Here is a 14899-nt window from a genome sequence, read left to right as displayed (position 1 = left end):
TGACAATCAATACATTATTAAGTTTATTTATCAAGCGTTAAAATTTACCTAAAATGAGGCGGAATGCTAACAATATGGCTCGTGGTTTGTTATTTTTATGAAGAAATAGGGCCTTTGGAGTGTATGAATTCGTCAAACAAAAATTAGGAAATATTTGAAAAAATCTTTATTTTTATAACACTATGTGGAAAACCTCTACCCTAGTTCTCATAATAGTTTTAAGTCTTTTTTCCTTCATTGGTAAGGCTCAAAGCGACAAATCCCAACCTAATTCGGATGGGGGTAGTAAAATTGTGAAATTATATCCCAACCCTGCTACTACAATTATCAATTTTCAAATTCAACAACATAATAACGACCAGATATACGATCTTATTGTTTATAATTTTCTGGGAAAGAAAATGGAGCAACTGAAAGCGATAAGCGATCGTACTACTGTAAGTCTTGATAATTATTACAACGGAATATACATATTCCAGCTGCGCGATCAGCGGGGAAACCTGATAGAATCAGGGAAATTCAATGTAGTTAAGTAAAAAAACCTCATCTGGTATTCATAAAAAAGTCACGATAAGTATCGTGACTTTTTCTTTTTTTATATAGATAAATTATTCTCAGGAAACTTCTACTATCAGGAATTTCAGATAGGTAGTGTTCTCAATATTTCTCAAAATAGGATGATCCTGTGCCTGTGTCTGAAAAGTAACCTGGCGCAATTTCTTCTTGGCATCTTTGGCAGCTGCGTCTATTGTTTCCAGGAAAAGATTAGGCGATACGAGGTTTGTGCAGGAAGCAGTTACCAGGAATCCACCTGGTTTCAGCAACTTCATACCACGCAGATTAATCTCTTTATAGCCAGTCACTGCTTTCTGAATATTCTCACGGCTTTTGGTGAAAGCCGGCGGATCTAAAATAACCACATCAAACTTCCTTTGTTCGGAAGTCCATTGTTTCAGCTGATCAAAAGCATTAACAGCCTGGAATTGACAGATATCCTGCAGGTTATTCAGCTCCGCATTTTTACGGGCAGTATTTACAGCCGTTTCAGAAATATCCAGTCCCAGTACGCTTTTAGCACCATAAAAACCAGCATGGCAGGAGAAAGTACCGGTATAGCAGAACCCTTCCAATACATCAGCGCCTTTTACAATATGCTTAATCTCACGACGGTTATCCTGCTGATCCAGGAAATAGCCGGTCTTCTGGCCATTTACTATATCCACATGAAATTTAAGGCCATTTTCATTGATGATCAGATTGGTATCGAAAGGAGCACTGAGGAAACCTTTTTGTTGTGCCATACCTTCCAGTTCCCTTACTGGTACGTCATTACGCTCATAGATCCCTTTGGGTGAGAATATACGGTTAAGGGCATCTACGATGGCATCTTTCCATTTCTCCATACCCAGTGCCAGCGTTTGCAGCACAAAGTAATCATTGAATTTATCTATCACCAGGGCCGGCATCTCATCTGCTTCACCGTAAACCAGGCGGCAGTTTTCCACATAGCCGAGTTTCTGGCGGTATTCCCAGCATTTCAACAGGCGGCGATAAAAGAATTCAGGGTTTATCTCTTCATTTTTATCACGGGTAAGCAGTCGTACCAGTATCTGCGATTGCGGATTGATATACCCACGACCAAGGAAAAAGCCTTTGTGTGTGTATACATCCACAATATCACCGGCATTTACGTCTCCCTTAATTTCGGCTACTTCATTGCCAAAAATCCAGGGATGCCCTTGTAATACCCTGTTCTGTATCTGCTTCTTTAAAAAAACTTTAGTCATTTATTGTATTTCGAGGGGCAAAGGTAGTGAATGTTTTATGGGTGGGGGATTCCTGATAGTGGAAATTACGAATTACGAATGGCGAATTACGGTGATCTTCGCTTATAACCGTAATTCGCCATTCGTAATTCGTAATTATTCCCTATTCTGCCTTTTTGTCGCCAAAACCGGTGTTGGCAAAGAAATTGACTGCTTACCGTTGCAGACAATCATTACTATTATGACAGAAAACGAAAAAGACATGCAGACAAACGGACAGGCTAACACTGGTAGCGAAAACGAAAAAAGCATGCCAGATATCAATACTGACGAGAATATAAGCGAAAAATCAGATACGAATAAAGAGTTGGATGAAGAAGGAGAGCTGGAAAAGAAAGAGAGAGAAGTAAGCGAAATACGCGACAAGTACCTCAGACTACAGGCAGAATTCGACAATTACCGCAAACGTACTGCTAAAGAACGTTTGGAGTTGATGCAAACAGCTAGTAAAGAAGTTATCATATCTTTGCTGGATGTGCTGGATGATAGCGACAGAGCTACAAAGCAGCTGGAGAACGCTACAGACTTCAATGCCGCTAAAGACGGTGTTATGCTGGTGTTCAACAAACTGAAAAGTACCCTGCAGGCCAAAGGGCTGAAGCCAATGGAGAGTATACACACCTCATTTGACGCGGATCTGCACGATGCAATTACTGAAATCCCCGCTCCTACACCGGATCTGGAAGGAAAAATAGTAGATGTATTACAACCTGGTTACTACCTGGGTGACAAATTGATCCGTCACGCGAAGGTAATAGTGGGTAAATAAAATGACGATGTGGCATAATCTGCAACAATTACCTATGCTGAAGGCTGACGTAAAACAATATTTTTTACCGAAACAAAAGCTGGTGCCCTGCACTGGCATTAAGTGATTTTTATAATGTCTACCAAGAGAGATTATTACGAGATACTGGTTGTTGCCAAAACTTCTTCCCAGGACGAAATAAAAAAGGCCTACCGCAAGGTGGCCATGCAGTTTCACCCTGACCGCAACCCAAATAACAAAGAGGCAGAAGAAAAATTCAAGGAAGCAGCTGAAGCTTACGAAGTGTTGAGCGACCCTGATAAAAGGGCACAATACGACCGTTTCGGCCACGCAGGCATGAATGGCAACCGCGGTGGCGGCGGATATGGAGGTGGCGGCATGAATATGGACGACATCTTCTCCAATTTCGGTGACATTTTCGGTAACGACGATATTTTCGGAAGTTTCTTCGGTGGCAGTGGCGGCCGTGGTGGCGGCGGAAATCGCCGTGGACGTGGTACCCGTGGTTCTAACCTCCGTGTAAAGATTCGTCTTACCTACGAGGAAATTGCCAAAGGCGCCAACAAGAAAATCAAAGTAAAGAAATACGTTCCCTGCCAGCATTGCGGTGGCCTGGGCGCTAAAGATAAAAATGCCTTTCAATCCTGTAACACTTGCGGTGGCTCCGGCCAGGTAAGGAAAGTAACACAAACTTTCCTCGGACAGATGCAAACAGTTACTACCTGCCCTACCTGTCATGGTGAAGGCCAGATCATCACCAGCAAATGCGGCCACTGTAAAGGGGAAGGTCGTATGTATGGCGAAGAAATGGTAAGTATCGACATCCCGGCTGGTGTACAGGAAGGTATGCAACTGAGCATGAGCGGAAAAGGTAATGCCGGCGAAAGAGGCGGCGCACCCGGCGATCTGCTCATCCTGATTGAAGAAGAACCACATGCAGAACTGCAACGCGACGGCCTGAACGTAGCGTATGACCTGCACATCTCCTTCCCGGATGCGGTATATGGTACCTCACTGGAAGTACCTACCATTGATGGTAAGGCCAAAATAAAGATTCCTGCCGGTACACAAAGTGGCAAGATCTTCCGCCTGAAAGGCAAAGGCTTCCCTTCCGTAAACTCCTATGAAAAAGGCGACCAGCTGATTCATGTGAATGTATGGACCCCTCAAACGGTTACTGCGGAAGAAAAAGACATGCTCGATAAATTACAATCGTCCGATAACTTTAAACCAAACCCTGAAAAATCTGAGAAAGGATTTTTTGAAAAGGTGAGAGATATTTTTAGTTAAGAGATTTTGCAAATCATAAGATAGATGATGTGCCGTTAGATACAGCATATCGGTAACAGAAGAAAATTTTCTACCGATATACTATATCCCTGACGGCACATCTTATTTTTGATATTGTTTGCTATCAATACACTATCCCGGCAGGGCAAATCGTTGCGCTACTTTCATTATATATCATGGATTCCAAACTGCAGATGTTCGAAAACCGGCTTACCAAAGTATTCCGGCATATTGCTAAACTGGCCAGACGGCAAAACATCACCTGCTACCGGGTGTACGATGATGATATTCCCGAATTTCCTTTTAGCATAGAAATGTATGAAGACCATGTATACATCGCGGAATACAACCGCCGGCACGGAATGGAAGAAGATGCCCATGAAGCGTGGCTGGACACCTGCCTGGAGCTGATCAGCAAAGTGCTGGAAGTAGCGCCGGAAAAGATCTGGGTAAAACAACGGCAACGGAAAGAAAACAGGAAAAGCCAGTATGAAAAACTGAGCCTCGAAAGCCATATCATGACGGCATATGAAGCCGGTTTGAAGTTTAAAGTAAACTTATCTGATTACCTGGATACCGGTTTGTTCCTGGATCACCGCATTACACGCGGCATGGTAAGGGAAGAAGTAAAGGATAAAAAAGTGCTGAACCTGTTTTGTTACACCGGTTCCTTTTCTGTGTACGCAGCCGCTGGTGGCGCAGCGGAAGTTACCTCTGTAGATCTTTCCAAAACATACCTGGCCTGGGCGGAAGAAAACATGCGCCTGAACGGATTTGATAATCCCGCACATACTTTTATACATGCAGATGTACTGCAATACCTGGACACCCTTAAATTAAATACTTACGACCTGGTGATCATGGATCCTCCTACCTTCTCCAACAGCAAGCGGATGAAGGATTTCCTGGATATCCAAAGAGATCATGCGGAACTGCTGAATAAAGTTTTACTGGCCACTAAAAAAGATGGTATTGTATATTTCAGTAACAATTACCGCAGATTTGTGCTGGAGGCAGATAAGATCAACGCCGCCAGTATAAAGGATATCACCAATCAAACATTGCCTTTTGATTTTCAACAGAAGATGATCAGGAAATGTTATAGGCTGATTAAGTAAATGGCTTAGCGCTTCGCTTTACGCGTCATTTTTATCATCTTCAAAAACTCCAGGCGATAGCCGCCTTTGTCGGTACCCAGGGCATTACGGGCAATCTCCATCACCATGCCCGTACTGCCGTTACCACAATAGGCTGATTTGCGCAATATCAGCCCCAATAAAGCTACCGAGGCCGCAAAGCGGTAATCATCCGGTGTCTTATCGAAAGTGGTTAAATCAGCAGGAATAATACCAGGTAAGTATCTTACTACAGTATCCTGCGGATCACGATACGATATTTTTACACGTGCCAGCAGACTATCTGTTCCGGCGCTGTTTTCCCGGGGAATGATTTCATACAATGCTACAGAGCAATGCCCGCTGCCGATAATGCCCCCACTATATCCTGCTTCACTCAATGAATCTGCAGGTAATACTTTGTTTTCATAACCTATAAGCCTATACGATTTTACCAATGCAGGATTAAACCATACTTCTGTTTGTACATCCCTTGCAATGGTGAAAAGTGTACTGCCAAATTCACGGGCAAATATTTTGTTGGCTTCTTCCAGGTCATCTATATATGCGAAATTACCATTTCCTTTGCTGGATAAGGATTGCAGCTTGGAGTCTTTATAATTTTTCATACCAAAACCCAAACAGGTCAGCAGTACACCGCTTTCTTTTTTCTGCATAATGAGTTGTTCCATTTCCTCATCGCTGGTAAGCCCTACGTTGAAATCACCGTCTGTAGCCAGGATCACGCGATTGTTACCGCCAGGGATATATTCCTTTACTGCAATCTGATAAGCCATCCTGATGGCAGCTTCGCCGGCAGTGGCGCCGCCTGCGTGGAGGTTATCAATTGCATTAAGTATTTTCTCCTTCTGATCACCAGCAGTGGCGGGCAACACTACACCCGGTTCACCCGCATAGGCTACAATAGCCACTTTATCAGCAGGACGCAGGTTATTAACGAGTATGCGGAAGGCCGCCTGCAGCAAGGGAAGTTTATTGGGTGTATCCATGGAACCGGAAACATCTATCAGGAAAACCAGGTTGCAGGCGGGTAAGCTGTCTGTATCAAGTGCACGGGCCCTCAATGCAATCTGGAGCAGGTTGTGTGCAGGTTCCCAGGGACAATTGGCATAGCGGCTGTAAAGTGCCATGGTATTGCCCGCAGCAGGTAGCGGGTAACTGTAATGAAAATAATTGATCATCTCCTCAATACGTACTGCATCAACTGGTACTTGCGCTTTCTGTCGCAGGAAACGACGTACATTACTATAAGCAGCTCTGTCTACATCTACCGCAAAAGTAGACAGCGGATGGGCCGCTGTCTGCATAAATTTATTTTCGTAGGTAGCGCCGTATGTTTCATTGTAAAAAGAGTGAATGCCCATGCTTACATTACCGTAGTTGGGATTACTGCTATGTATCATCCTTGACCGGGCTTTAGCCATGGCCACAGGGTCTGCAATTATTCGTACAGGCGACAGCGTTATTAACAGGCGGTCATATTTTTTTACAGTTATCTGTTTGGAGAGATAACCGTCCTGCGAGAGCAGCAATCCGGCGGTAGCCGTGGGGAGTACGATTTTAAAGAGACCGAAAGCGTTTGTGATCACACTTGCTGTGTCATGCATTACCTTCACCACCACACCGGAAATAGGGCGATGTGTTACACTGTCTTCTACTGCCCCTGATACCCAGATTGTTTGCGCTTGCAGTCCTCCACCCCAAAATAACAAGAGCCAAAGGAACTTCCGCATGTATTAAGTTAACTATTTTTTTTCACGCAAAGACACAAAGTAGCAAAGGCGCAAAGAGATTTTTAATAATCCTTTTGCGCCTTTGCTACTTTGTGTCTTTGCGTGAAAAACTACTCTACCAGCTGATAAATTTCCGGCAGATTGCGGCCTAAGCCATCATAGTCCAGTCCGTAGCCCAGCAGGAACTTATTGGGTACGGAAAAGCCCAGGTAATCAATTTTAATGGGATATACCATGGCTTCCGGCTTGGTGAGCAGGGAAGCAACCAATAACTTTTTAGGCTGCTGATGGTCCAGCTGTGGCAGGAACTGGCTCAGTGTTTTGCCGGTATCCACAATATCTTCCAGTATTACCACGGTACGGCCAAAGAGGTCTTCGTCCAAACCGATGGCCTGTATTACATTACCGGTAGATTTGGTGCCTTTGTAGGAAGCCAGTTTAATAAATGATATCTCCGCATCTATATTGAGATATTTAAACATATCCGCGGCAAACATAAAGGAGCCGTTGAGGATGGCAATAAACAAAGGGCGCTCTCCCTTCAGATCATTGTTGATTTGATCCGCCATCTCTTTGATTCGCTGCTGCAGCTCTGTTGCACCGATATAGGGCTGGAATCTTTTGTCATGCACCTGAATTACCGACATAATACTTCTTCATTTCCTTATTTAACAATTGTAAGCGCAAAAAAGATCACTGCTTACTTATTCACCAACAGGCGCTGTCCTATTTTAATATCGAAGCCCTGCAAATTATTCCACTCCTGTAACTGAGTGATAGATCTGTTATACATTTTAGCAATGCCATACAGTGTTTCCTTAGGTTGCACATCATGGTACTGCATGCCTGTCTTTTGTACTGGTGCCGGCTGCGTTGCCGGTGGCTGCGCAGCTGGTTGCGGCATGGAAGCTTTGGGTGCAGATGAACCATTGGTAGTGGTTACCTGTCCTGCCTTCTTCAGGTCTTCTATCATGGCCACAGGCACGCCGCCCTGCTGCTGCTGTTGTGTTTGTGGCTGTGGTTTCGCCTCAGGAACAGCGGTACCACCTGCGGGGGTAGCCTTCGCTATCTCTTCTTTCATATTCTCTATTGCCTTACGGGGAGAGAAGTCTTCCGGTGGTTCCTGGTCTTCTTCTTTCAGCACACGGGTACTTTTAGCTAACCGGGGAGCATTGGATGCGAAACCGTCGAGGGTTAAACGCTGGCCTGCAGCGGGTTCTTCGCCTTCATGCATTTTATTGCGGCGGCGTAACCACCTTAGCTGTATGCCTTCGGCCTGGGCGACATCATGTATAGATTCGCCGCTGGCCACATTATGAAATTCTTTACTTCCTCTCTTACTTTTCTTTTGCAGAAAGAGGATCATGTCTTTAGGCAGCGGGCTATCATCTTCCAGGTCATTAAAACGTACCAGCTTACGCAAGCGAATATTACGCTGATCGGCTACCTGGATCAGGGAAGTACCTGCACGTACATACACCGCCTTACGGCCATTGATGTCAAATATACCTTTGGGATAGTTACCGGCAACTGGTTTATTACGTGAATTATAATGTTTTGAAGGAGATGTTTTGTTCTCCTGTTTGCCGGGGGTAACCGCATATATATCCGTTCCATCGCCGGTTTCGGGAGCTGCTTTACCCATTGCAATCAGCGTGTATTGCTGCAGGTTATTATCCTCAATTATTTTAATCAGCTGCTGTGGATAGGTTCTGTTGGTAGCATATCCGGCTTGTTTCAGTCCAAAAGCCCAGGATTTATAATCATCGCCGTTAAACTGAAAAAGAAAAGCATAACGGGGATTATTGTGCAGAAAATCTGAGTGATCCTTATAGGAGTCGCTGGCAGATTCGTATACCCGGAAACATTCCTGGGCAGCATCGTCATCGTATTTGATGGTTTTGCCGGTCCAGGTATTTTTGCATTTAATACCGAAGTGGTTGTTGGATTGTAAACACAGGGTTCCGTTGCCGGACTGTGATTCTACAACACCCTGCGCCAGTGTAATAGCGGCAGGAACGCCTGATCGGCGCATTTCTTCAATAGCTAAGTTCTTATAGGTGGCAATATACTGCTGCGTGGTCATGTTTTGCGCCTGCAGCAGTGTTACGAAGCCAATAAGAAAACTGACTATCAACAAGAATTTTCTTACTTGCATGTATGTTCGAATTTAATGGGCAATGTTTATTTCTTTCGGATCATCAGCACTCCATCGCGGATGGTGAGTAATACCTGCTCGGCACGATCATCTGCCAATACTTTCTCACAAAACCGCACCATGGCCTTTGCCTGACTACCCTGTTCACTTTCCGGTGCCAGTACCTGACCGTGATACAGTACGTTATCTGCCAGGATAAATCCGCCGGGACGCAATTTATCCCATACCTGATCATAATAATGTACATAACCGGCTTTGTCTGCATCTATAAATACCAGGTCAAATACTTCGTCTAATTGTGCGATGATGTCAGCGGCCTTACCAATGTGCATCTTAATTTTATCAGCATTACCGCTTGCCTCAAAGTATTGGTGGCAAAGCGTTTCCAGCTCTTCATTTACATCTATTGTGTGTAATATACCGTCAGTCGTAAGGCCTGCAGCCAGGCATATAGCAGAATATCCGGTGTAAGTGCCCAGTTCCAATACGCGGCGCGGACGAATCATATGACTTACAATACGCAGGAATTCTCCCTGTACCTGACCGCTCAACATATGCGGCAACTCAAATTTCAGGTGTGTTTCCCGGTTCAGTTTGTACATTAATCCGCTTTCCGGACTTGTATATTTTTCTGAAAAGGCCTCCACTGCTGCCGGTATGAGCTCCATATATAAAATTTCTGCAAAGCTAAGGAAAAAGCGTTTAGCTATCAGCAGTTAGCTTTTAGCAATTAGCAGTTAGCCGATCGGAGTGGATATATCCATTAACGTTATTCTTAAAGATTTTATTCTCCCCAAGATTAACATACGGGTATGTCCGCTCCGATCGGCTAACTGCTAATTGCTAAAAGCTAAGTGCTAACGGCTAGAAATTCGGCCTTAGTTTGTTGGTAGTATAAAATACACGGAAATATTCCACCACTTCATCTGCTGTATCAAACAGTTTCAGCAATCCCAGATCCTGTGGATTAATATTATTTTCTTTTTCCATCATTACGGTGCGGATCCAGTCCAGCAACCCGCTCCAATATTCACGACCTACCAGTACCATAGGCGTTTCTTCCATTTTCTTGGTTTGGATGAGGGTGGCTACTTCAAAAAATTCATCCATGGTACCAAAGCCGCCCGGCATCATCACAAAGCCCTGGGAGTATTTGGTGAACATAACTTTGCGCACAAAGAAATAATCGAAGTTGAGGCTTTTCTCAGGATCAATGAAGTGATTGGGGTTTTGCTCATGGGGCAGGGAAATATTGGCGCCTACTGATTTACCATGTGCTGCCTGTGCGCCTTTATTGGCTGCTTCCATTACACCAGGACCGCCACCGGTAATAATACCGAAGCCCTCTTCAGCCAGTCTGGTGGCTATTTCCTGGGCCAGATCATAATAACGGTTGCCGGGTTTTGTACGTGCCGAACCAAATATGGATATACAGGGGCCTATTTTTGCCAGTTTTTCGAAGCCTTCTACAAACTCCGCCATGATCTTGAATATCTGCCAGCTGGAATGCGCTCTCGTCTCCGTCCAGTCTCTTTCTTTGAGGTTTTTTAAACTATCATTCATGCAATTGCTGTTTTTAATGCCTTAAACACTCCCATTATGCAAACATGGGGAACAATGTAATTTATATAATTATTGGCTTACAGCGATCGGTATTCAGACAAAAAAAAGCAGGTAACTATAAAGAAACCTGCTTTACATTTAACACGTTATGAACGTGCAGCGATGCTTATAAGACATCGCTGCAGAAACGTTGCTAATGCTGGCAATTACGAAATAAATATTGTTGAAAAAAGTGTCGAAGGCTATTATCGTTTGAACCGACGGGTATTTGCATAACGTAAAATCTACACTTAATTTATAAATTATTTCCCCAACCACCTAATTTAAATTTATCGTGTTTACACGAAGTCCGTCTATGCACAAAAAAAGCAAGCAGTTAGAAAACCGCTTGCTGTGTATTGTTTATGAAACACCCTTACGGGATTTAGAAATTCTTTGTAATCTCTTCTGCCAGCCCGAATGACAGGGTCATACCAGCGCCGCCCATACCATTCACTACAGTCACATTTTTTTCCGGAGAAAAAACTAAATCCGTTTGCCCGTTGGTTAGTTTAGGATAGATACCATGCCATTGTTCCTGGATGGTATAAGTGGGTGCCTGCAGAAAAGTGTGCATATATTTCAGGATCAGATCATTGATGAATGTTTTATCAAATGGTTCGAAGTCCGGACCATATTCATGTGAATCACCGATAGTCAGTTCTCCTGCGCCGTTTTGCGAGATGAGCAGGTGAATACCCCATTTTACATAATCCGGCATGTCCTGTGCAAAGCGTTCTTTCAGCGGCACCAGTGTTTTACAGCTTTCAAAAGAGCCATAATGCGCCAGCGTTAAACCAGCGCACAGTGCGGGTCCCAGTTGCCAGTTGCCCGGTTGCGGGATGGTACGCATCATCTGCAGTTTGCATTTTTTCAAAGGGGCCGCTGCAAATGCTGCCGGGTAAAGCGTTTCGAAGTCGGCACCACTGCACACAAATACTTCTTCTACTTTCCACTTTTCTTCTTTTGTTTCAATGAACGGCATGTTGATGCCGTTAACAGCGGTACCAAAACGAACCGTTACGTTCATTTTTTCTTCCAGGTGCTTTGCGATGGCAGCACTTGCCTGTCGCGGGTTTACCGTCATTTCCGTATCACTCCACAAGGCACCTTTCAGTCCATTTGTATTGATAGCCTGTGTATATTTTCCTATTTGCGCCGGTGTAATCAGTTCGCATTTGTAACCATTGCCTGGTGCTGCCAATGCAAATTCTTCCAGCACGGCAAGTTCATCTGTTTCATATGCAAGGTGCAATGATCCTGTTTCGTTACATTGCAGTCCAGTAGCGGCAGACAACTCTTTCCAGGTACGGCGGCTACGCATGGCGCGGTCGTACATTTTACCGGCTGTTTGCCCGATGGGCCATATCAGTCCGAAGTTGCGGATAGAAGCACTAATGGCCTTACTGTTCCGTTCAAATAAAACTACCTTTTTTCCTTTGGCAGCCAGGTGATAAGCCATAGCCAAACCTACTATGCCAGCACCTATTACAGCTACATCTGCCTGTTGTTGTTGCATGATATACGAATGTAGAAAAGATTAAAGAATGGAGAGTAATTCATCCAGAGAGGCCACCAGGTGGGTATGCGGACCTTTTTCCAGGTCCTCACGGGAGTACGCACCTGTAGTAACACCTATTACATAACGACAACCTGCGTTAGTACCTTCTTCCAGATCGGAAGTAGTATCACCTATTTTAGCTACGGATTGTATACTGCGGATTTCCAGTTCCTCCATGATACGATAGATCATATATGGGTACGGACGGCCATGAGGTACTTCATCACTGGTAACTACAGCATCAATCAAACCTTTCTGCTGCCAGCCTACTCTTTCTACGATCACGTTGGTGATGGCACGGTCAAAGCCTGTGTCCAGCGCCACTTTGATACCCTTTGCTTTCAGTGCGGCAAATACGGCGGATACGCCTTCCTTTTCGCGAACAGTAGGGTGATTAGCGTAATGTGCTTTCATGTCAGCTACAAAGCGGGTATGCAGCTCCTGGATAAATGCATCTTCACTGTAACGGCTATCCTTTTTTTGTTGTAACAGATAACGGATGGCATATGGCTTGGCATATCCCATTACTTCATTTACTTCCTCCAGCGTTACGGCAACACCTGCCAGCTGTATGGTTTGTTGTAAAACCAATGCTACATTGGATTCATCGTGCAGGGTAGTACCTGCAATATCAAAAACTGCTAACGCTATTCCCATCTTTCCTTATGATTAATATGGCGCAAAGATAAGGACTGAGTAAAATAAAGTTTAGCATTTATAAACATTTAACATGCGGTTAATATTGGCAGCGGCCCGAAGGCCGCTATACCTGCTAAAAACCAAGACCCGCGCCTACTCTATAGATCAGGCTATTACGATAAGGAGATCTGTTATCCTGGATCACATCATATAATACAGAAATACCAATACCCACACGGCCTCCCACACTTTGTGTATAGCCCGCACCTACTAATAAACTAGGCACCCCATAATTGGATTTCAACGTTTGTTTGGGGTCCGTATAATAAGTAGACGTTTGTGAAATGAAGTTATACTCCGGCTGTATATGTACAAACAACATAGGAATAGGATATACACGACCCCAGATGCCACCACCAAAGATGGTATACTTATCACGCTGCAGCGTATTACCATTATAATCCCGTGATCTGAAACTCCCATACTGAGCATTTACATTGATACCGGCAGCAATATAATCGGAAAAGCGATAACCCACCAGCGGAGAAACATCTACGTTGGTATAATCACCAAACACCATTCCCAAAGAACCTCCCAGTATCAGGCGGGAATGATCAAAACCCTTATGGGCGGATGTATCTGTTTTATAATACTGGGCATGTGCCATCTGCATACCTGCCAGAAAGAAAAGACCCAACAATAAGCGTTTCATACTCTGATTTATTAAGTTTAACTATTTACCGGGCCCAAGGTTTAACAATCAAATATTTTACCCCGGTTCAGGATATTTTTCGGATCAAATATCTGCTTTATTTGCTTCATGAGCTTCATGGAAGTTTGGTCAAAAATAATATCCATATAGCTCTTCTGCACCAACCCAATACCATGCTCTCCGGAGATAGTACCTCCCAACTGTTTTACCAGTTCAAATATTTCGCGTATACCTTCCCTGAGTGTACCATTCCATTGTTCTTCCGTGAGGGTGCCCCGGATGATATTTACATGCAGATTTCCATCACCGGCATGCCCATAACATACAGAATGAAAACCATATTTTTTCCCGATATCTTTTACCCCTTTCAGTAATACCGGCAATTCTGCGCGCGGTACCACAGTATCTTCTTCTTTATAAACAGAATTCGCTTTAACGGCTTCGGCTACACGACGACGGAGTTTCCAGAGTTCTTCCTTTTGCTGGGAATCTTCCGCAAACAATATCTCCCCGATATCAAAACCTTCTACCACTGTGGCTATTCCTTCCATTTCCTGCATCAGCACTTCCGGGTAATTACCATCTACTTCTATCAGTAAATGCGCCTGTATATCCTCTTCAATTTTAACTGAACTGCTTTGTACATATTGCGATACCCATTCCAGTGCATCTCTTTCCATAAACTCCATAGCAGAAGGTGTAAACCCTGCGCGGAAAATAGCACTCACTGCAGCGCAGGCGCTTTCAGCAGAACGGAAAGGCACCAGCATCAGCAAATCATTTTTAGGCAAAGGGATTAACCGCAATACTATTTTTGTAACAATGCCCAATGTACCTTCGCTGCCTACTACCAACTGCGTAAGGTTGTAGCCGGTAGCGTTTTTTAATACATTGGCACCGGTCCATATCACTTCCCCGCTGGGTAATACCAACTCCAGGTTCAGGACATAATCCTTTACCACACCATATTTTACGGCTTTGGGACCACCAGAATTTTCAGCAATATTGCCACCTATAAAACAGGTACCCCGGCTACTTGGATCCGGTGGATAAAATAAACCTTTCTCCTTCACTGCATTTTGCAATTCCTCTGTAATCACGCCTGGCTCTGTAGTTACCTGCAAATTTCTTTCATCAATTTGTATGATGCGGTTAAAACGCTCCATGGAAATAAGCACGCCTCCAAATTGGGCCAACGCACCGCCGCTCAGCCCTGTACCGCCACCACGTGGTGTTACAGGCAACAGTTCCTGGCTGCATAACTGCATAATTTTACTTACCTGTGCTGTGGTATTTGGTTTTACAACTACTTCCGGCAGATAGTGCAGGTCTTCCGTTTCATCCTGTGCATAACGGCTCATGCTTTCCTCATCAGCCAATACATATTGCGTTCCCGCTATTTCACGTAATGCCGCTATATGAGCAGCAGTTACCTTATTAAACGTTGTCATGTAACAAAAATAATCATAAAGC

14 protein-coding genes are annotated in these 14899 nt (G+C 44.2%); 4 read left to right on the top strand and 10 right to left on the bottom strand.

All coding sequences use genetic code 11. The features are described 5' to 3' along the window. The first annotated feature begins 293 nt into the window (after window positions 1-293). A complete protein-coding gene (locus tag CLV51_RS07625; RefSeq protein ID WP_158266947.1) occupies window positions 294-536 on the top strand; it encodes a T9SS type A sorting domain-containing protein in 243 nt (80 codons plus the stop codon). Window positions 537-614: 78 nt separating this feature from the next. Here the strand turns inward: CLV51_RS07625 and CLV51_RS07620 are convergent, their stop codons facing one another. Next, window positions 615-1787 (bottom strand): class I SAM-dependent rRNA methyltransferase, encoded by a 1173-nt coding sequence (locus CLV51_RS07620; RefSeq protein WP_106527366.1) that lies wholly within the window; start codon window positions 1785-1787, stop codon window positions 615-617. A 220-nt stretch (window positions 1788-2007) separates the two neighbouring features. Here CLV51_RS07620 and CLV51_RS07615 point away from each other — a divergent pair, with 220 nt between their 5' ends. The 3 genes from CLV51_RS07615 to CLV51_RS07605 all read left to right on the top strand — a co-directional run bounded on the left by CLV51_RS07615 (window position 2008) and on the right by CLV51_RS07605 (window position 5003). Next, window positions 2008-2595 carry a nucleotide exchange factor GrpE gene (locus CLV51_RS07615; protein ID WP_245898650.1) on the top strand — a complete coding sequence of 196 codons (588 nt, stop codon included), beginning with the start codon at window positions 2008-2010 and terminating at the stop codon, window positions 2593-2595. A 114-nt stretch (window positions 2596-2709) separates the two neighbouring features. Beyond that, window positions 2710-3885: a molecular chaperone DnaJ gene (gene dnaJ / locus CLV51_RS07610; RefSeq protein WP_106527626.1), complete on the top strand. Its 1176-nt coding sequence runs from the start codon at window positions 2710-2712 to the stop codon at window positions 3883-3885. A 176-nt stretch (window positions 3886-4061) separates the two neighbouring features. Then, a complete protein-coding gene (locus tag CLV51_RS07605) occupies window positions 4062-5003 on the top strand; it encodes a class I SAM-dependent methyltransferase (protein WP_245898649.1) in 942 nt (313 codons plus the stop codon). Window positions 5004-5008: 5 nt separating this feature from the next. On the opposite strand, the gene CLV51_RS07600 is transcribed toward CLV51_RS07605, so the two are convergent. From CLV51_RS07600 to CLV51_RS07560, 9 genes are all read right to left on the bottom strand, one after another. After that, window positions 5009-6754: a YfbK domain-containing protein gene (locus CLV51_RS07600; RefSeq protein WP_106527364.1), complete on the bottom strand. Its 1746-nt coding sequence runs from the start codon at window positions 6752-6754 to the stop codon at window positions 5009-5011. 110 nt (window positions 6755-6864) lie between these two features. Next, complete coding sequence (gene hpt, locus CLV51_RS07595) at window positions 6865-7401, bottom strand: hypoxanthine phosphoribosyltransferase (protein ID WP_106527363.1); 537 nt, start codon at window positions 7399-7401, stop codon at window positions 6865-6867. A gap of 53 nt (window positions 7402-7454) precedes the next feature. Beyond that, entirely contained in the window at window positions 7455-8912 is a 1458-nt protein-coding gene (locus CLV51_RS07590) for a glucosaminidase domain-containing protein (protein ID WP_106527362.1), read from the bottom strand. Between the two features lie 26 nt (window positions 8913-8938). Further along, complete coding sequence (locus tag CLV51_RS07585) at window positions 8939-9580, bottom strand: O-methyltransferase (protein ID WP_106527361.1); 642 nt, start codon at window positions 9578-9580, stop codon at window positions 8939-8941. Window positions 9581-9776: 196 nt separating this feature from the next. Further along, window positions 9777-10475: an LOG family protein gene (locus CLV51_RS07580; protein WP_106527360.1), complete on the bottom strand. Its 699-nt coding sequence runs from the start codon at window positions 10473-10475 to the stop codon at window positions 9777-9779. Window positions 10476-10899: 424 nt separating this feature from the next. Next, entirely contained in the window at window positions 10900-12033 is a 1134-nt protein-coding gene (locus tag CLV51_RS07575; protein WP_106527359.1) for a TIGR03364 family FAD-dependent oxidoreductase, read from the bottom strand. Window positions 12034-12054: 21 nt separating this feature from the next. Further along, entirely contained in the window at window positions 12055-12732 is a 678-nt protein-coding gene (locus CLV51_RS07570; protein ID WP_106527358.1) for a phosphonatase-like hydrolase, read from the bottom strand. A 115-nt stretch (window positions 12733-12847) separates the two neighbouring features. Then, entirely contained in the window at window positions 12848-13426 is a 579-nt protein-coding gene (locus tag CLV51_RS07565) for a hypothetical protein (protein WP_106527357.1), read from the bottom strand. Between the two features lie 41 nt (window positions 13427-13467). Further along, the gene (locus CLV51_RS07560) at window positions 13468-14877 is read right to left on the bottom strand and encodes an FAD-binding oxidoreductase (RefSeq protein WP_106527356.1); all 1410 of its coding nucleotides are present in this window, start codon (window positions 14875-14877) and stop codon (window positions 13468-13470) included. Window positions 14878-14899 lie beyond the last annotated feature (22 nt).

The organism is Chitinophaga niastensis, from assembly GCF_003014755.1.
Classification (GTDB): domain Bacteria; phylum Bacteroidota; class Bacteroidia; order Chitinophagales; family Chitinophagaceae; genus Chitinophaga; species Chitinophaga niastensis.
The sequence above is the reverse complement of the archived record's forward strand: the minus strand, read 5'-3'. Positions and strand labels throughout refer to the sequence as shown.